Source organism: Micromonospora sp. IBSANI012 (assembly GCF_052814045.1).
Genome location: NZ_CP199933.1, coordinates 1,990,633 through 2,009,241, shown reverse-complemented (window position 1 = coordinate 2,009,241; position 18,609 = coordinate 1,990,633). Strand labels below are relative to the sequence as shown.

Genomic DNA, 18,609 nt, shown 5'->3' with positions numbered 1-18,609 from the left:
CGGAGTAATCGCCCAGGTCCTGCCGGATCGCGTTCTCCGCGAGCCGCATCACCGGTTCTAGCCGGCGCACCTCATTGTCGAGTCCTCGCGCTCCTCGGCGGTGTCGCTGCGGACAGTCAACTTCAGCTCAGCCGGCACCAGCAGGCGTGGAACCAGCGTGTCGATGGCTGGACGAAGCCTTGAAGCTCGTCATCCCCGACCATCGTTGGCGGGCGGCTCTGAAGACGCCGAACAGGACCTCACCCCGAGCGTGAGCGGCACCGCCAAGCGCACCGATCTCGACACGGATGTGCACTGGGGCGGCCAGACCCGCACTCCTTTGTCGGTGCTCATGGCCCGACTGTAGGTATCGGCTGTCGGATCCGCTGGCCCCTGGGTGTGGGCAATATGTCACAGGATTTCGGCGATCGGCCGTTGGCCCACGCTGCCGGGTCGGATGGGGCCCTGTCGCCGGGGTTGCAGCATGCCGTCGTGCCCTGTCGGGGGTCGGTCGTAAGTTCTGCAGCCGTGAGCGCCCTTCAGAGTTACCGCTACCTCCAGCCGTCCACGCTGCACCGGGGTGACCTGGCGCTGCAGACCAGCGGCGGCCCTGCGACCAACCCGCGGTTCTTCTCCGGTTTTCTGACGACTCCGCAGGCGGCGGCCGCCGGGCTGCTGGCGGTCGCCGAAGTCGCCCGGACCCGGTACCACCAGCCGGTCAGCCCGGCAAGCCTCGATCCCGTGGTCACCGGCAGCCGGGACCGGATGCGCTTCGAGTCGTTCTCCGGCTGCTGCGGGGTGTACGCGCGGCTGGATGTCGTGCCGGCCGGGTTCGACGGCGACATCGTCGAGCACGGCACCACCAACGTCGACGTGAACGCGCCGCTGCGGGAGGCGCTGGCCCGGGTGGGCGGCATCGACCCGCTGCACCTGTCGGTGGGGCCGGACGACCTGACCGTGTCCACCCTCGACGGTCCGGTGGTGGAGAAGAAGGTGCCGCTGCCCGGGCGTTGGCTGCGGGGGTTCGCCGAGGTCCATCTGATCGCCGCGGCCATGGAACCGCGGGCGGAGATCCCTGCGGCGGAGGCGGCCGCCTTCCTGCGCCGGCTGCCGGCGGGCAACGACCGGTCGGTGCTCTGGGTGGTGCCGGCCGGGCGCTCGCTGCGGCTGACTTCGCGCCCGGTGCCCGGCGCGGTGTGCCTGGCCGGCGCCGGACGGCTCGCCACGCTGCGTGGGCTGCTCCGGTACGCGAAGACCCTGCGGGTGTACGGGCCACCGGCGGCGGTCGGGTCGCCGCCGCTGCCGAGCGTGTGGGAGCTCGACACCGGCGCGCTGCGGCTGTCGCTGACCCTGTCGCCGGAGCCCTACCGGGGTTTCTCCGGCGAGGGCGGCGCGCTGACCGCGCTCGCCACGGACGACGTCGCCGACGACGCCGCGCTGGTCGCCGCGCTGCTGTCCTGGGACCCGACGATCGATGTCCACGCGCTGGCCGCCTCGGCGGGGATTTCGGCGGACCGGGTCCGGGCCGCGCTGGCCCAGCTGGGCACCGCCGGCCGGGTCGGCTTCGACGTGGCCGAGGCGGGCTACTTCCACCGGGTGCTGCCGTACGACGCCGGCCGGGCCGAGCGGGACAATCCCCGGCTGGTCGGGGCGCGGGCGCTGGTCGAGGCGGGCGCGGTCACGCTCGACGGCGAGGCGGCGACCGTACGCCACGGCGACGAGGTCTACCGGGTCCGCCGCCGGACGGACGGCTCGTACACCTGCTCCTGCCCCTGGTGGGCGCGGCACCGCGGTCAGCGCGGGCCCTGCAAGCACGCGCTCGCCACGACGATGGTGGGCGCTCCGGTGGAGGTCGGGGCGTGACCGATCCGTTCGAGTTCCTGGTCCGGGGCGACATCGGCGCGGCCGTCGACGCGGTCACCGGCCTCGACGACCATGGGCGGCGGTCGTTCGCCGACGGGCTGGTGGCCCACGTGCGCCGGCGGCGCGACAACTGGTGGTGGAACAACGAGGCGACGGCCCTGGCGGTGGCCGCGGTCGGGTGCCTGCCCACCGCCGCCACGGCGGCCGAGCTGCTCGGCCGGCGGAACGTGTCGCTGCGGGGCGCCGACGCAGGGCTGGTGGTCCAGGTCGCGCGGACGCGCGGGGTGCCCTGGCTGGCCGAGCTGGCGGACCGGCTGGCGGACCGGCTCCGCCGGGACGACCCGATGGACGGCTGGGGATTCGTCGCCGAGCTGCTCACCGCCGAGAAGGCGGCGACACCCACCGGTGACCAGTTCGTGGAGGGGTGGCTCGCCCTGATGGCGTGGCCGCCGGAGTGGCAGCGACCGGTCCCGCTGGTGGACCGGCTCCGGGCGGACGTGTTCCTCGACGCCCTGGTGCCGCGCCTGTTCGAGGTGGACGGCGCCGGGACGCGGATGTCCTTCGACGAGTTCATGACCGACGAGAAGCTCGCCCTGCCGCGCGCGCTGGCGCGACTGGCCGGCGAGGGCCGCCTGGACCGGACGATGCTGCTCGACGGCTGCGTGAGCCGGCTGTTGCGCGGCGACCGGCCGGCCGCGTTGCGCGCGTTCGTCACCCTGCACGCCCTGCTGGAGCCCACCGCCAGCGAGGTCGACCGGCATCGCGGAGACTACCTGCGCCTGCTCGCCGACGCCCCCGGGTCCGTGGCGTCGATGGCGCAGAAGACGCTGCGGGCTCTCGACGGCGTGGAGGTCGAGGGGCTGCTCGACGCGTCGCGTGCCGTCCTCGTCCGGCCCGACAAGGCGCTGGTCCGCGCCCAGCTCGGCTGGCTGGACCAGCTCGCCCGCCGGCACCCCGACCGGGCGGCCGAGATCGCCGAGGTCATCGCGACAGCGATTGACCACCCGGCGGCGGACGTCCGCGACCGGGCCGGCACGCTGGCCGCCCGGCACGGGCACGTGGTCGCCCCGCGGGTCGTGGTCGGTGCGGTGGGCGACGACCTGCCGCCACCGGCCGGCCCGCTGCCCGCGCCCCCGGCCATCACCGACCCGGACGAGCTGGCGGAGGAGGCCGCCTCCCTGCTCGGCGGCCCCACGACGGCGTCCGGTCTGGAACGGGTCCTCGACGCAGTGGTCCGGCTCGCCGGTGGCGACCGGGCCCGGCTGAAAGACGCCCTGATTCCGGTGCTGCGGCGGCACCGCGCCGGCGCGGAGGAGCACCCGTGGGATCCGTGCTGCCTGTGCGGTCTCCTCGGCGGGGTGCTGCACGCGGCGGCCGACCCGGTCGAGGGGGGCGTACGGCGGGGACGGTGGGCCGCGATGCTGGCGGCGTTGCGGCGCCGCACGCCGGGCGGACCGTCCCTCGATCCACGGGTACCCCCGCCGCACCGGCTGCTGCGCGCCCGGCTGGCCGAGATCGGTGACCGCGTCGGCCCACCCCAGCACCCCGGTCTGCTCGCGGCCCCGACCACGGCAAACGGCGCCATCGACCCGGAGGTGCTGTACGACCGCCTGAACCGGCTCGGCGAGCGCGGCGCGTGGGAGGTGGACCTGACGCAGGCCCTGCTGCGGCTGCCCGCGCGGGTCGACGAGCCCCTCGCGGCCAGGGCTGCGGCACTCGGCACGCCCGCCGGTGACCGGCTCGCCGGATGGCTGCGCGCCGGCGGCCTGCCGACCCCGGACCAGCGGGTGGTCACGCTGCCCCGTAGCGAGCACCGACAGGGCTACTACTGGGGGTACGAGCACCTGCCCCGGCAGCGGACGCACGTGCTGGTCAGCCCGCCGGAGGGCGTCGACGACCCGTTCGGCCTGCTCACCGTGCCGGCCGGATCCGTGGACAGCTACGTCGGCGGCGCGGCCCTGCTCTGGCCGGCCGTGCTGCCCGGCTACCGGGGACTGGTCGCGGCGTACGCGCTGCCCGACATCGCCAGCGGCGCCGACCAGGACCTGTCCGGCGGCGCCGCGATCCTGCCGCTGCTCGCCGAGTGCGGCGGCGACGGCGGTCCCGCCGTCGACCTCGCCCTCGCGTACGGCCTGGGTGCCCGGCACGAGTCCGACCGGGTCGCCGCCGTTGACGCCCTGCTGATGCTGGCCGCCGCCGGCGACCTGGACGCTCCCGCGGTCGGGGCCCACCTCGGCGCCCTCGCCGCCGTCGGTGACCTCACGCTGACCCGCACCCTGCAGCCGCTGCGCGACGCGGCCGCCGCCGGTGCCCCGCTCAGCACCTGGCGCCTGCTCGCCGCCGCGTTACCCGCGCTGCTCGCGGCGCCGAAGGCCCCGCGCGGCACCCCGGACCTGTTGACCCTGGCGGCGGAGACGGCGGGCGCGGCCGGCGCCCGGATCGACGTGCCCGGGCTGGCCGAGGTCGCCGCGCGCGGCGGGTCGAGCCGGCTGGTCACCGAGGCGCGGCGCCTGGCCGCCGCGCTCGACCGGTGACCGGGATGCTGGTAGCGAGGCGTGGATGGAAGCCGGCTCACGACCTCCGGCCCTGTCCGGCGGGACCTCCGCGGCGCGATACTGCCGCTGACGGTGAAGGTCATCTGTCGGCGACGGTCGAAGTGTCATGCGCGTGGTGTCGGTCGCTGCGCTGATCCGGCGGAGCCGGCACGCCGCTCCCGCGGGTAACGGTCCGGACGGCATGCCACCGGCCGTTGCCGCTGGCGGCGCTCCACGCGAGTGCGGCAGGAGATGGTCGCGGCCATCCCCCGATCGTCCAAGCCCGAACACACCCGGGAGAACGCGGAAGCGCGCGACCTGCATCTGACTGAGGAGGACGTGGCGGCACTCGACACGGCGTTCCCGCCGCCGGCCGGCCCGCAGCCGCTGGAGATGTTGTAGCGTCACCGACCGTTTCGGCGGACGGCGCCGGTCGAGGTCGGCGCCATCCGCTCGGCGATCCGGCGGTGGAGGGCGGTGAGCGCGGGCTGACGGTGGAGGTCAGTGGCGTCGGGTCGGCCAGCCTGCGGGCCGCCTCCGGGAGCCAGGCGAGATCGGCGTCGAACCGGTGGCGCTCGCGTACCGCGCCGGGGGATCGGCCGGGCCAACCCGACGGCCGTCGCCCGTGACCGGGGCCAGCAGCGGTCGGCGGTCGCCCGGTGGCGGCTCGTCGCGTAGCCTGACGACGTTACCGCTGTCCCCGCCGGGATCACGGAAGACCTGCTTGGGGCCGGGCAGGATGGCCTTGCCGGGCGACAGCTTGAGCCGACCGGTCCGACGGAGTCGGCACCACACCCAGGCGAAGGCGCCGACCTGTCGTCGGGGTCGTCGTGAGCGCGGGCACGGGTGGGAGCTCACCTGCTTGCCCCTCGCTTTCAGGCGCAGCTGATCCGCCGTCTCCTCGGCCGCACCCCTGAACCGTTTGATGCGTCGGCACACGGGTAGACCGCGACCCGGTCCGAGGGGATGGGCCGAGGATCGGAGCCACATACCGATGGTGGGCCCCATCCGGTCCGCATGCTAGGCGAGGCCCGAGGAGTGCGGGATGGCCGAACCGGAGAGCCGGGACACGGGCGCACGGGAGGCGCCTGCGCAACCGCGCGAGCAGGTCGATCGGCAGCGCGACGCCGAGGAGGGCGGGGAAGTCGCCGGTCGGGGCCAGAACCTCTGTCCCGCCGGCGGGCCAACGGATGCCGAGTCCGGCAAACGCCCCGCCGTCCCGCAGAGTGGTGAGCACGACCTTCCCCAGCCGGCTGGCGGGCACAGCAGCAAGACGATGTCAGACCCGGACGTCGTCCTTCAGATCCCGCAGGTCAAGGTCGAACAGATCTACGTCGAGGTCGACAACCTGGACGCCTCCGTTTCATTGCGAGCCCGGCTGGGTAACCTGCTCCAGCTCGACGTGGGCGTTCAGGCGCATCTCGGCACGGTGAAGATCGACATCAAGGGCGTCGAAGCCGAGGCGATGCTCGAGGTTCGGCTCGAAGAGCTCCGCGGCATTCTCGACAGCGCCCTCCGCACCATCGAGCGCAACCCTCAGATCATCGAGTCGGTGGTGAAGACGGTGGACACCGCCGTGAACCAGGTCGGGCAGACAGCTCAGCAGGTGCTCGGGCCGCAGGGGCCGCTGGCGCGGACGCTCGACCACGTCGGGCAGACGGCGCAGCAGGCGCTGGGGCCCAATGGGCCGCTGTCGCAGACGCTGCAGCAGGCCACCCAGCAGGCCGGTCAACAGCTCGGGCAGACCACCCAGCAGCTCGGACAGACCACCCAGCAACTGGCTCAGAACAAGGGGGCGGCGGCTGGCGGCGGTGCGGGGGGGCTGGGTGGCGTGATGGGCGGATCTCCGGCCCGAGCGGCGTGGCAACGGATGAAGAAGATCGTCAACAGCAGCCAGCCACTGAGGCAGGTCACGGCGCGGCTGGTAGGACCGCAGGGGCAACAGCCGCAGAGCTGATCGACGTCATGGCCCGTCGCGTCGGTCAGCACCGTCTTCGACCGGGTCCCGTTGCGGATGTTGCCTGATCCAGCCCCGGCAGGGTCGTGCTTCTCAGAGCCGAGGTGCTCAGTCATCTCCTCGCCGAGGGCAGTCTCCAGGACCGTCTTGGTGAACTGCTTGAGCAGCCCGTCCGGGCCAGTCAGCGACAAGCCTTGTTCCTTGGCCAGGCGCACCAGCTCGGCCGCGGCGGCTGCCTCAGCTGACGGCTTCGGCTTCTTCTTCTTCCTCGCGGTCACGTCGTCCAGTGTCGTCGTCACGGCACCTTCCTCACCAGGCACGAAGCCAGCCGGGTCAGGCCGAAACACCCTTAAATCCACAGGCCCTCCTCCCCCCGCAGGTGCTTGAGGAGGAGACGGGTGATGGCCTCTGGCTGTTCGACGTTGGCGAGGTGCGCGGCCGGCGAGAGCACCTCGAGACGTGAGTCCCTGATGCCCTCGGCGATCGCGTGACTGTGCTCTGGTGGGGTGGCCGAATCCTCGTGACCTGCGATGACGAGCGTTTTGGCGCGGATCGTAGGCAGTGCGTCGGTCAGGTCCATGCGGTGGATCGCGCTGCAGCAGGATGCGTAGCCTTCCGCGGGCGTAGCCGCCATCATTGCTCGCATGTCCCTGACTGCCTCCGGGTGCGCCTGTACCCAGCGGGGTGTGAACCATCTGGTCACGACACCATCGGCGACCGCTGCGGTTCCCTCTCGGCGAACCAGGTCCGCCCGTTCCGCCCACGCCTCCGCTGGTCGGAGGCGGGCCGAGGTGCAGCATAGGACGAGCCGGCGGACCCGTTCGGGAGCGTGCGCTGCGAGCCACATGCCGGTCATGCCGCCCAGGGAGAGCCCGCAGAAGTGAGCGGCTTGGACCTCCAGCCGGTCTAGCAACCGCAGTACGTCGGCGCCCAGGTCGGCCAGCTCATAGGGCCCAGGCGGAACGGGTGACCCGCCGTGGCCGCGGTGGTCGTAGCGCACCACGCGGAACCGGTCGCGGAGCGCTGCGGCCTGCGGCTCCCACGTCGCGAGGGTGCTGCCGAGGCTTGGGGACAAAACGAGAACAGGTGCGTCTTCGGGGCCTTCCACAACGGCGTGGACATCGATGGCGCTGCGGCCAGCGACGTGGTGGGTGGAGTAGGACACGTGCTGCAAGCCTTTCTCCTGTTCGTGGTCGCGCGGCAACACCGCTGCTCGGTTCGCGTTCACAGGTGTACTCATCCTCAGGCCTCGAGTACGACGGCGAGCCCTTGGCCGGCACCGATGCAGAGTGCGGCGAGACCCCAGCCACCGCCGCGCCGGCGGAGCTCGTGGGCGAGGCTACCGAGAATGCGGGCGCCTGAGGCGCCGAGTGGATGACCGATGGCGATGGCGCCGCCGTTGGGGTTCACGATCTCCGGATCGAGTTCCTTCCATTCGGCGAGGCAGGCCAGGGCCTGCGCCGCGAACGCCTCGTTGAGCTCGACCACGGACAGGTCGTCCCAACCGATACCGGCGCGCTCCAACGCCGTCCATGCAGCCTGCACCGGGCCGATCCCGAACATGTGGGGGTCGACGCCGGTGGCTGCCCGGCCGGCGATACGGGCCAGCGGCTCGCGGCCGATGCCGCGTGCACCGGCCTCGTCGCCCAGCAGCAGGCCCGCCGCTCCGTCGTTGAGCGGCGAGGAGTTGCCCGCGGTTACCGTGCCGTCCGTACTGAAGGCTGGTTTGAGGCGGGCCAACGCCTCCGCCGCGGCGTCCCCGCGGACGCCCTCGTCGCTGGTCAACCCGGTTCCGTCGACGGGCACGACCTCGCCGTCGTAGACGCCGTTCTTCCACGCCGCTGCGGCGCGGGTGTGGCTGCGCAGCGCGAAGGCGTCCTGGGCCTCCCGGGAGATGCCGTAGATGTCGGCCATCAGTTCCGCGCCCTCGCCGAGGGCGATGGTCCACTCCTGCGGCATGCGCGGGTTGACCATGCGCCAGCCCAAGGTCGTCGAGTGCAGCGTTTCGTGCCCGCGCGGGAAGGCCCGGGCGGGTTTGGGCAGTACCCAGGGCGCGCGGCTCATGGACTCGACTCCCCCGGCCAGCGCGAGCGAGGCGTCACCGGTCTCGATCGCGCGTGCGGCCTGAACGACGGCCTCCAAGCCGGATCCGCACAGCCGGTTGACCGTCACGCCCGGCACCGACGTCGGTAGTCCGGCGAGCAGAACCGCCATCCGGGCGACATTGCGGTTGTCCTCACCGGCTCCGTTGGCGTTTCCGAAGACAACCTCGTCGATCATGGCCGGGTCGAGGGCCGGGGACCGGTCTACCAGCGCTCGTACGACATGGGCGGCGAGGTCGTCGGGGCGCACGTCCGCCAGCGCGCCGCCGTAGCGGCCGACAGGCGTTCGAGCGGCGTCGAGGACGAAGACTTCAGCCACTTGAGGTCCTTTCCGTTCTGTACGCCCGGGACCGCCGGTGGCGTACCCTCGCGTCTTGTCGTAGTGGCGGGTGCCGGGTCTTCTATATCGCGGCCCTGACGAGCAGGGCCGTGGCGGCGCAGGCGGCGACGGCGAGCACGGCGGGCCGGATGCGCCCCGAGTCGAGGTGCCGGCGCAGCGGGGCCGCCAGTGCGAATCCGATCGCGACAAAGGGGAGCATGAGCAGGCCGCCAATGATCGAGCGCCGTTCGAGATGACCGGCCAGTTGCAGCATGCCCAGTGAGCCGGCCGCGCCGACGACGAAGAAAGCTCCGAGGGTGGCGCGCAGTCGGGCGGCCCCCGCCCGCTGGTAGATGAGCGCCATGGGCGGCCCTCCGATGGCGGCTGTGGTGCCGGTGACTGCGGCGACGCCGCCCGCGACGGACAGGGTCAGACGCGTCCGGGGTACGTCCACGGGTAGCAGGCTGATGCCCACGGCCACCAGCACCGTCATGGCGACCACGGCCTCCATTCCGCGTCCGGGGAACGCGGCGATCAGCCAGACGCCGCAGATCGTGCCGGGGATGCGGCCGAGCAGCGCCCAGCCAAGGCCGGGGAAGTCGATGTGCTTCCACTCCCAGGCCAGTGTCAACAGCGGCAACAGGCCGTTGATCACGAGTAGCGACGCGGGCATCAGCGACGGGTCGGCGACGGTGATGACCGGTGCCGCGACGACTCCGAGGCCGAAGCCCACGCAGCTCTGGACGAGGGCGCCGACGCATGCGGCGATCCCGACGACGAGGAGGAGCTGGTAGCTGAACATGGGTAGTCAGAAGGATGTGGTCGGCATCCACGACCCGTGGACCTCACGGAGCCGGTCGACGAGCTCCCCCACCGTCGCATACGCGCGGACCGCGTCGATGCACGCCGGCATGATGTTCTCGCCGGCCTTAGCCGCGGCGGTGAGGTCTTCGAGCGCCGCCGCGACGGCCGCGCCGTCGCGGCGGTCCCGCAACGCGGCGAGCGACCGCGCCTGGGCCTCCTCAAGCGCGGGGTCGACCTTGAAGACCTCGAGCGGCTCGGTCTGCGCCGGATAGCGGTTGACGCCCACCACGATCCGCTCGCCGCTTTCGACGTCGCGGGCGTGGGCGTAGGCCGCGTCGGAGAGTTCCCGGGCGAACCAGCCCGACTCGATGCACGCCAGCGCGCCGCCGCGCCGCTCGATGCGGTCCAGCTCGTCAACGATGCGCCGCTCGAGGTCGTCGGTGAGCGACTCGACGGCGTACGAGCCGGCCAGCGGGTCGAGGGTGTCCACCAGGCCGGTCTCGTTCGCCACGACCTGCTGAGTGCGCAGCGCGAGGGTCGCGGCGGCCTCGGTGGGGACCCCAAGCGCCTCGTCGTAGGCCGACACGTGCAGGGTCTGCACACCGGCCAGCGCGGCGGCGAGGGTCTCGACCGTCGTGCGGGCCACGTTGTTCAGCGGCTGCTGCGCCGTCAGCGTCGAGCCTGCGGTGAACGCGAAGATGCGCAGCTGCTGGGAGCGTGGGTCGCGGGCGCCGTAGGTGTCCCTCATGAGCCGGGCCCAGACCCGGCGCGCCGCGCGGAGCTTCGCCACCTCGGGCAGGAAGTCCATGGTGATGGCGAGGAACGTGAACAGCGTCGGCGCGACCTCGTCAACCGACACCCCGCGCCGGACCGCCTCGTCCAGGTACGCGCGGGCGTTGGCGAACGTGAAGGCGATCTCCTGGACGGCGTCGGCGCCGGATTCCCGGATGTGGTAGCCGGACATGGCCAGCGGCACCCAGCTCGGCACCTTGCGGGCGACGTACTCGATGGTGTCCACCGCCAGGCGCAGCGACGGCTCGGGCGGGAAGATCTGGGTGCCGCGGGCGATGAACTCCTTGAGCACGTCGTTCTGGATGAACATGCCGAACTCGCCCGGGTCGACACCGCGCTTCTCAGCCAGCGCGATGAACATCGCCGCCCACACGTAGCCCACCGAGTTGGCGGTGGTGCGCACCTGGGATATGGACTCGAGCGGGATGCCGTCCATGAGGGTCTCGATGTCGGCCAGCGAGTCGATAGCGACGCCGACCCGGCCGACCTCGCCGACCGCCCGGGCGTCGTCAGAGTCCAGACCCATCTGGGTCGGCAGGTCCAACGCCACGGAGAACCCGGTCACTCCGGCGTCCAGCAGTGTCTTGAACCGGCGGTTGGAGTCGGCTGCGGTGCCGAAGCCCGCGTACTGGCCCATGATCCAGGGCTTGGGTTCGGCCGAGACACCGCGCGTGTATGGGTACTCGCCGGGTCGCTCGGCCCCGACCGGTGTGTAGTCCGCCTGCAGCCGCCGCATCAGCGCCCCGCCGTCTCGGTGGCGAGTCGCTCGCGGAGGACCTTCTTGGCGATCTTCCCGGTGGAGCTGAGCGGGAAGCTGTCGACCCGCCGCAGCTCCTTGGGTTTCTTGTAGGAGGACAGCCGTCGGCGGCAGTGCTCGAGCACCTGGTCGTCGGTGACGGTGGCGGTGCTGTGCGCTGTGTAGAGCGCGGTCACCCGCTGGCCCCAGTCCGGGTCGTCGACGCCGAGCACCGCGACCTCGGCGACGCCCGGGACCTCTGCGATGACGTCCTCCACCTCACGGGGGTAGATGTTGTAACCGCCGGAAATGATCATGTCTCCCTTGCGGTCGACGAGGTAGAGCCGACCGGCCGAGTCCAGACGGCCCAGGTCGCCGGTGTGCAGCCAGCCGTCGCGGACGGCCTTGGACAGGTCGTCGCGGTCCTCGGCGTTCCAGTAGCCGCGCATCACGTGGTCGCCCCGGGTGATGACCTCGCCGATCTCGCCGGCGGGCAACCGCCGACCATCGGAATCCACGATGGACAGCTCCACTCCCAGCGCGGGCCGGCCGGCCGAGGTGAGCAGCTCCGGCTCGTCGGCGAGGCCGCGCGCGTGGTCGACCGCGCCGAGGACCGTGACCGGGGGGATCGCCTCGACCAGGCCGTAGTACTGCACGAGGTGTGGCGTGATGCGCTCGTACGCCTGGCGCATCTGCTCCGGGGGGATCGGAGCGCCGGCGTAACCGAGCATCTTCAGCCCCGCCAGCCGTTGGCGGTCGATGTCGGGGCGGGCGAGCAGCCGGGCGACCATCGTCGGGACCAGCGCGGTGTGGGTGGCGCCCCGGCGCTCCACCGCCTCGACGAACGCGTCCGGGTCCCAGGACGGCAGGACCAGCTGGGTCGCGCCGGCCACCAGGAACGGTAGGACGAACAGCCCACTGGTGTGGGTGATCGGCCCGGCGTGGACATAGACGTCGTCGGTGCCGGGGCGTCCGCCGAGCACGTCGTAGCTCATGTTCACCAGGCTGGCGAACCAGTTGCGATGGGTACGCAGGGCGCCCTTCGGGTGGCCGGTGGTGCCGCTCGAATAGTGCAGCCCGCACAACGCCTCGACGTCGAGCGGCGCCGTCGCGGCCGTGCTCGCGTCTGCCAGCAGCCGTTCGTACCGCGTGCCGGGGCCGTCGCCGACGACAACGAGCCGGCCGGCGAAGCCCGAGCACAGCGACTCCGCCTGCTCGGCGAAGCGGGCGTCGTAGATGAGCGCCGTCGCCCCGCAGTCATCGGCGATCCGCGCCCAGTCGTCGGGGTGCAGCCGGTAGTTGAGCGCGACGCGTACCAGGCCAGCGCTGCGGATGGCCAGGTCGGTCTCGACGTAGCTGTTCTGGTTGGACTGCAGGTCGAGCACCCGGTCGCCCGGCCGCAGCCCCATGGCGCGCAGCCCGTTGGCCAGCCGGGTGACCCGGTCGCCGAGCTCGGCGAAGGTCAGGCTGCCCGCGGGCCCGTCCACCGCCACCCGGGTGCCGTACCGCTGGGCGGCGCGGGCCACGAGCTGGCCGATGTCCCTCATCGTGTTGTCTTCCTTTCCCGGTTCAGACGAGGGTCGGCGCCTCGGCCGCCGCCGCCCGGTCGAGCGGGGCGTCGGCCGCCGAGACCACGTCGTAGCCCCACAGCCAGCCGCGCAGCCACAGGCCGTACGGGTCGGTCTTGGCGCGCTCGCGCATCTGCTCGTTGCGCCTGGCGATGGCGGCGGGCTCGCTGAGGTGGTACACGGTCGCCATCTCCTGCGAGACCCGGGCGACCTCCGCGACCCGGCCCCACCTGCGCTGCTGGAACTCGCGCAGGGACTCGGCGACAGTGTCGACCGAGCCGCGGGCGAGACACCGCGACAGCACGTACGCGTCCTCGAGCGCCTGGGTGGCGCCGTTGGCCAGGAACGGCCAGATCGGGTGCGCCGCGTCGCCCAGCAGCGCGATCCGCCCCACCGTCCACTGCTCTAGCAGCGGGCGGGTGAAGATGCCGGTGATGAAGGGGGTGTCGATGGCGTTGACGATGGTGGCCAGCGGCTCGCTCGCGCCCGCGTAGGAGCGCCGCAGGTCCTCGATGTCGCCGCGGGACTCCCACGCCTCGGACCGGACCTCGCCCGAGGGCACGGTCCCGACGAAGTTCATGTGGGTGCCGCCATTGACCCAGAAGACGACGCCGCTGCGGTCCGGCCCCCACCACGCCGTGCAACTCGGCGGCACGTCCACGCCCTCAAGGCGCTCCCGCGGGATGAGTGCCCGCCAGCACACGTAACCGGACGCGTCCGGCTGCCCAGCGCCGAACAGCTCGGCCCGCAGGGTCGAGCGGATGCCGTCGGCTCCGATGACGACGTCCGCCTCGACGACGTCACCCGCGGCGGTGGTGAGCCGGACGACGCGGCCGTCCTGCTCCACCCCGGTGACGGCGGTGCCCAGCCGCAGCCGGGTCCGCACGACGGCCTTGTGCAGGATGTCGAGAAGATGGTGGCGGTGGATGTGGAAGAACGGCGCGCCGTATGTCTTCTCACCCCACTCGCCGGCGCGCGTCTCCAGGATCAGCTCGCCGTCTTCGATGTCGTAGTAGTAGTTGCCCCGGCTGACGACGCCCCGCGCCCGCAGCTCGTCCTCCAAGCCCAGGTGCCGCAGCAGGCGGGCGCCATTGTTGGAGACCTGGATGCCGGCGCCGATCTCCTTGAACTCGGGCGCCTGCTCCAGCAGGACGATGTCGTCGAAGCCCTGCCGCTCCAGGCACACGGCGGTGGCCAGTCCCCCGATTCCGCCGCCTACGATCGCAATCCGCATCCTCTGCTACGCCCTCTCGCTTGTACCGAGTGCCCTCGGCTGTGGGTTGTCCGCCTTGTCTTAGTCGGTCACGTGCCGGTCGCGGCTCAGCCCGATGGGACGGCCGTCTCCTCGGCCAGCCGGGCCCGGATCTCGGTGCTGACCGCATCCAGCTCCGCTTGGCCGCCCGCCCGTACCGGCGCCGCGTGGTACTCGCACAGCACGCGGGCCGGCCGGCCGAGCACGATGACCCGGTTGGCTACGGCGAACGCCTCTTCGATGCTGTGGGTGACGATGACGGCCGAGGTTCCCGTCGACTCGCACAGCTCGACGAAGTCGGCCCGCAGGCTGCGGGCCGTGACCTCGTCGAGCGCCGAGAAGCTCTCGTCGAGGAAGATCAGCTCCGGCTTCACGGCGAACGCGCGCGCCAGCGACACCCGCTGGCGCATCCCGCCGCTCAACTGGGTCGGGTACTTGTGCAGGGCGTCCTGCAGGTGCACCCGGCCGAGCCACTCCTCGGCAATCCGCTTCCGTTCGGCCTTCGGCCGCCGAAGGATCTCCAGGCCGACGGCCACGTTGCCGAGCGCGGTCCGCCACGGCAGCAGCCGCGGCGTCTGGAAGGCCATGGCAACCCGGCCCTGAAGCTGGGCGTGCTGCGCGTACGGGTCCAGCCCGAGGATGCGCACGCTGCCCGAGGTCGGCCGCATCGAACCGACCAGCAGCGACAGGATCGTCGACTTGCCCGCACCGGTCCGGCCCATCAGCGCGACCCGCTCGCCGGGCCGCAGTCGCAGGCTGAACCGGTCGACCGCGCACACCGAGTCGAAGCTCACCGACGCGTGGTCGATCTCGACCAACGTCTCATCAGTCATCGGACAACCGCCTCCCTGCGCCACCTGAGCAGATACCGTTCGGCCAGATCGACGACCGCCGTGAGGAGGAAGTTGAACACGATCAACACCACGGTCCAGGCGAAGATCAAGTCGATCCGGAAGTTTGCCTGCGCGAGTCCCATCGAGTACCCAACGCCAGCCGTCGCGCCGATCAACTCGGCGAACACGAGGATCCGCAGGCAGAACGCGCCAGCGCTGCGGAGGGTCATCAGCATGTAGGTCAGCGACTGCGGAACGAACAGCACCCGCAGGATCTGCAGGCGGGATGGCCGGAACTGCCCGATGCCCTCCATCAGCTCGTGGTCGATGTTGCGGATGCCCTCGAAGACGGCGACCACGAAGAACGGAACGCCGATCACGAAGACGATGAAGAAGATCCGCGCCTCGACGCTGTGCAGCCAGATGACCGAGACCAGGATCCAGGACAACGCCGGGACCGCCTGCATGATGCCGAACACCGGTCGCAGCAGCTCGCCGACGGTGTTACGGAACGCGCCCATCAGCAGGCCGATGGCCCAGCCGGCGACCATCGCGCCCAGCAGGGCGCCGGTGAACCGCACGACGGTGGCGATGATGTCGCCGCGCTCGTCGCGCAGGATCTCCATCAGCGCTTGCCCCATCGCGGCAAGGTCCGGGAAGACGTACTCCGGCATGAACAGGCTGGCAATCTGGATCCCGGCGAGCACGACCAGCAGCACGAGCACTGTCCACAGCTGGGATCGTCGGGCGGACAGGTGCCGCCGCCAGCCGCCGGTCGCGGCGGCCGGGAGCGCCGCTGGCTCACGGGTCGCGGCGCTGTCGTCGTTGTCTACGTTCGGACGGGTGGTGACTGCGGTCTCGGGCAAGGCCAGCCCCTCTCACTGCCTGGCTGCTGGGTGGTCGGCTCGTCAGTTCGACGCGCCGTAGAACCGCGCCGGCGGCTCCTTTTCCTCGCTTCCAGTCCTGTGGATCAGCGCGAGCTGCTCCTTGAGCTGGGTGACGATCTCGCCTTCGACCGGCTTGACCACGAAGGCGTGCACCGACTGCTGCATCACGTTGGCCGCCGTGCCCGGCTTGAACCCCTGCTTAGCGGCGTACTTGTCGGCCTCGTCCGGGTGCTCGTTCAGCCACTGGGCCGCCTCCTGCAGCCGCTTCACGGCGCGCTGCTCGGCCTCGTTGCTCACGCTGTCGCGGACCGCCAGGACGAGCTGCCAGCCCGTGCCGAACGTCTCGCCGGGCTTGGCGCCCGACGAGCTGAACGCCACCTTCATCCCGGGGTTGGCCCGCACGGCCGACGTGACCGCCGGTTCCCAACCGACCGCGAAGTCCGCCGTGCCGGCGGCCACCTGGGTCACGCCGCTCTCCGCGTTGGGCACGTTGACGACTTCGAAGTCCTTACCGTCCTTGACCCCGAACTTGTCGGCGAGCAGGGCCTTGGTGATGCGCCACCCGCCGCTCGTGGTGATGGCGGCGATGCGCTTGCCCTTGATGTCCGCAGCCGACGTGATCTCCGACTTGCCGACCACGGCAGTGGAGTTCGGCGAGACCGTCGCGGCGATGTGGATCGGCGCGCCCTTCGCGGCCTGGCTGGCGAACACGTCCGGGCCGCCGATGGTCATGTCGGCCTTGCCCGAGAGCACGTCGGTGTACAGCTGCTGGAGGTCCGAGTAGTTGGTGACCTTCAACTGCTTGTCGCCAACGGCCGTATCGGCGACGCGGTCGGTCAGCACGACGCTGAAGCCACGCGTCCACGAGCCGATCACGTACTGCTTGCCGGCCTGGTCACCAGCGTTCGAGGCCGACCCGCATCCGCTCATCGCGAGTGCAAGTCCGGCGACGAGCAGCACAGGGGAACGTCTTGTTGTCCATCGACTCCGACGCATGGCGACTCCTGGAAGGTTTCCACAATGTGGAGGTTGCTTCTATAAGGTGGAGTCACTGTAAGATGCACCACAGCGGCAGTCAATAGAGGTGCAATCACCGAGCCACATGGGGGTGGGAGTGAACGGCGAGGGCACAGTTCCAGGGGCCCAGGCGGTGTACCGGGCGCTTGCCGTACTAGACGCATTCAGCCCGTCACGGCCCGCAATGACGATCGCGGAGATCGCAGAAGCGACGTCGCTGACCGCTCCGACCGCACACCGGATCGCGCTCGCCCTGGTAGACCGGGGGTTCCTCACGCGTGACGAGGTCTCCCGGCGGTTCAGCGTCGGCCCGGCCGTGCTGCGGCTGGCGCAACTGACCGACATCGGCCACTCGGCGTTCGCCCATGTCGGCCCCCTTCTCGACACCCTCAGGGCGGACACCGAGGAGACCGTGGGCCTACACGTACGCGTAGGAAGCCAGCGGGTCTGCATCCTGGAGCTCGAGAGCCCGCACCGTGTCCGGGTGGTATCAGGAATCGGGCACACGTATCCGCTGACCGCGGCCGCAGCGAGCAAGGCGATCCTCGCCTGGCTGCGACCCGACCAGATCGAATCAGTACTCCGTGAGGCTCCGCCCCCGCTCGATCAGACCAAGCTCCGGGCCGACCTCCGACAGGCACGCCACGACGGATACGCGATCAGTTTCGGCGAAACCATTCCCGGCGCACATGCCGTCGCCGCGCCGGTCCTCGACTCGTCGGGCGAGGCGACCGCCAGCGTCAACGTCACCGGGCCAGCGGACCGGCTGCCGGAGAGCCGACTGCGAGAGATCGGTGGGGAGCTGTCACAGAAGCTGCAGCTGATCCATCGGTCGCGCCGTGTACCTCGGCAGATAAACAACCCGGAGGACTTCGCACCATGCATGCCATAACTGTTAGCAGCGAAGGCAGTCTCCAATGGGCAGAGGTCGACACGCCCAAGCCCGGGGCGAACGAGGTCCTCATCCGGGTGGCGGCCTCCGCGCTGAACAGGGCGGACGTCCTGCAGCGCAGGGGTCTGTATCCCGCGCCCGCCGGCGCATCGCAGGTTCTCGGCCTCGAGTGCGCGGGCGAGATCGTAGACACCGGGGAAGCGGTCTCGGCAGATCGGATCGGCGAACAGGTGTGCGCCCTCCTCGACGGTGGCGGGTACGCCGAGTACGTCTGCGTCGACGAAACCCTGACTCTTCCGGTGCCTGAGGGCATGTCGGTAGCAGTCGCGGCCGCACTGCCAGAGGTCGCGGCCACGGTCTGGTCGAACCTGGTGATGGTTGGCCAGGCCCAGCGGGACACCACCATCCTCGTACACGGCGGCGCGAGTGGCATCGGGACCACCGCCATCCAGGCGGCTGCCGCACTCGGCTGTCGCGTCTTCGCCACCGCCGGGACCCAGGCCAAGGTGAAGCTCTGTGTCCAACTGGGCGCGGAGGATGCGTGGGGCTACCGGGAGGAGGATCTGCCCTCCCTGGTCCTCAAGGCGACCGGAGGTCGGGGAGTGGACCTGGTCCTCGACAACGTGGGCCCGAACAACCTGGACCGGAACATCGGCCTTCTCGCGAGGGAAGGGCGCATCGTCATCATCGGATCCCAGGGCGGCAGGCAGGGCAGTTTCAACGTCGGGCCGTTCATGGCCAAGCAGGCAACCATGCACGCCACCTCCCTGCGCCAGCGCACACGAGCAGAGAAGGGCGAGATAGTACGGGCCACGCAAGAAGCCTTCTGGCCACTGATCGAATCCGGGCAACTCCTGCCCGTCATCGATTCACAGTTCCCGATGTGGGAGGCGCTCGCGGCGCACAAGCACCTGGAAAGCGGAGTGCACATCGGGAAGGTGCTATTGACGCAGAAGCCATATACCGCAGCCGACGGCCTCTACGGATCTCATCCGCTCTCGCCCGCAGGGTCTGTCAAACGAACGGCTCTGGCGCAGAAACGGTGGTGACCTGAGTCCAGTGTGGTCGATGCTG

The 18,609-nt window shown here is 71.2% G+C and carries 15 protein-coding genes and 1 pseudogene; 6 read left to right on the top strand and 10 right to left on the bottom strand.

Translation table 11 applies throughout. The features are described from left to right. Positions 1 to 507: 507 nt before the first annotated feature. From ACTWM8_RS09455 to ACTWM8_RS09440, 4 genes are all read left to right on the top strand, one after another. Positions 508 to 1,842 (top strand): SWIM zinc finger family protein, encoded by a 1,335-nt coding sequence (locus tag ACTWM8_RS09455; RefSeq protein ID WP_446213457.1) that lies wholly within the window; start codon positions 508 to 510, stop codon positions 1,840 to 1,842. Further along, the gene (locus ACTWM8_RS09450; RefSeq protein ID WP_446213456.1) at positions 1,839 to 4,376 is read left to right on the top strand and encodes a hypothetical protein; all 2,538 of its coding nucleotides are present in this window, start codon (positions 1,839 to 1,841) and stop codon (positions 4,374 to 4,376) included. Before ACTWM8_RS09455 ends, ACTWM8_RS09450 begins: the two co-directional genes overlap by 4 nt. A 252-nt stretch (positions 4,377 to 4,628) precedes the next feature. Next, positions 4,629 to 4,778, top strand: coding sequence for a hypothetical protein (locus ACTWM8_RS09445; protein WP_446213455.1), 150 nt, complete (start codon positions 4,629 to 4,631; stop codon positions 4,776 to 4,778). A gap of 643 nt (positions 4,779 to 5,421) precedes the next feature. Further along, positions 5,422 to 6,333, top strand: coding sequence for a hypothetical protein (locus ACTWM8_RS09440; protein WP_446213454.1), 912 nt, complete (start codon positions 5,422 to 5,424; stop codon positions 6,331 to 6,333). A gap of 11 nt (positions 6,334 to 6,344) precedes the next feature. Here the strand turns inward: ACTWM8_RS09440 and ACTWM8_RS09435 are convergent. From ACTWM8_RS09435 to ACTWM8_RS09390, 10 genes and pseudogenes are all read right to left on the bottom strand, one after another. Further along, positions 6,345 to 6,632: pseudogene (locus tag ACTWM8_RS09435) on the bottom strand (transposase); the annotation flags it as partial. 50 nt (positions 6,633 to 6,682) lie between these two features. Further along, a complete protein-coding gene (gene pcaD / locus ACTWM8_RS09430; protein WP_446213453.1) occupies positions 6,683 to 7,561 on the bottom strand; it encodes a 3-oxoadipate enol-lactonase in 879 nt (292 codons plus the stop codon). A gap of 14 nt (positions 7,562 to 7,575) precedes the next feature. Next, the gene (locus ACTWM8_RS09425; RefSeq protein WP_357920492.1) at positions 7,576 to 8,754 is read right to left on the bottom strand and encodes a thiolase family protein; all 1,179 of its coding nucleotides are present in this window, start codon (positions 8,752 to 8,754) and stop codon (positions 7,576 to 7,578) included. Positions 8,755 to 8,836: 82 nt separating this feature from the next. Next, entirely contained in the window at positions 8,837 to 9,556 is a 720-nt protein-coding gene (locus ACTWM8_RS09420; RefSeq protein ID WP_357920495.1) for a sulfite exporter TauE/SafE family protein, read from the bottom strand. Between the two features lie 6 nt (positions 9,557 to 9,562). After that, a complete protein-coding gene (locus ACTWM8_RS09415; protein ID WP_357920498.1) occupies positions 9,563 to 11,086 on the bottom strand; it encodes an acyl-CoA mutase large subunit family protein in 1,524 nt (507 codons plus the stop codon). After that, entirely contained in the window at positions 11,086 to 12,633 is a 1,548-nt protein-coding gene (locus ACTWM8_RS09410) for a class I adenylate-forming enzyme family protein (protein WP_446213452.1), read from the bottom strand. The genes ACTWM8_RS09415 and ACTWM8_RS09410 overlap by 1 nt, the downstream gene beginning before the upstream one ends. A gap of 22 nt (positions 12,634 to 12,655) precedes the next feature. After that, complete coding sequence (locus ACTWM8_RS09405; protein ID WP_446213451.1) at positions 12,656 to 13,888, bottom strand: FAD-dependent monooxygenase; 1,233 nt, start codon at positions 13,886 to 13,888, stop codon at positions 12,656 to 12,658. Between the two features lie 86 nt (positions 13,889 to 13,974). Continuing rightward, the gene (locus ACTWM8_RS09400; protein ID WP_446213450.1) at positions 13,975 to 14,739 is read right to left on the bottom strand and encodes an ABC transporter ATP-binding protein; all 765 of its coding nucleotides are present in this window, start codon (positions 14,737 to 14,739) and stop codon (positions 13,975 to 13,977) included. Then, on the bottom strand, positions 14,736 to 15,464 hold the full coding sequence (locus ACTWM8_RS09395; protein ID WP_446213449.1) for an ABC transporter permease: 729 nt from the start codon (positions 15,462 to 15,464) through the stop codon (positions 14,736 to 14,738). Before ACTWM8_RS09395 ends, ACTWM8_RS09400 begins: the two co-directional genes overlap by 4 nt. A 183-nt stretch (positions 15,465 to 15,647) precedes the next feature. Then, positions 15,648 to 16,586: an ABC transporter substrate-binding protein gene (locus ACTWM8_RS09390; protein WP_446213448.1), complete on the bottom strand. Its 939-nt coding sequence runs from the start codon at positions 16,584 to 16,586 to the stop codon at positions 15,648 to 15,650. A 241-nt stretch (positions 16,587 to 16,827) separates the two neighbouring features. Here ACTWM8_RS09390 and ACTWM8_RS09385 point away from each other — a divergent pair, with 241 nt between their 5' ends. Both ACTWM8_RS09385 and ACTWM8_RS09380 read left to right on the top strand, forming a co-directional pair. After that, positions 16,828 to 17,535 (top strand): IclR family transcriptional regulator, encoded by a 708-nt coding sequence (locus ACTWM8_RS09385; protein ID WP_446213447.1) that lies wholly within the window; start codon positions 16,828 to 16,830, stop codon positions 17,533 to 17,535. Further along, a complete protein-coding gene (locus ACTWM8_RS09380) occupies positions 17,523 to 18,584 on the top strand; it encodes an NAD(P)H-quinone oxidoreductase (RefSeq protein WP_446213446.1) in 1,062 nt (353 codons plus the stop codon). The genes ACTWM8_RS09385 and ACTWM8_RS09380 overlap by 13 nt, the downstream gene beginning before the upstream one ends. Positions 18,585 to 18,609: the final 25 nt, after the last annotated feature.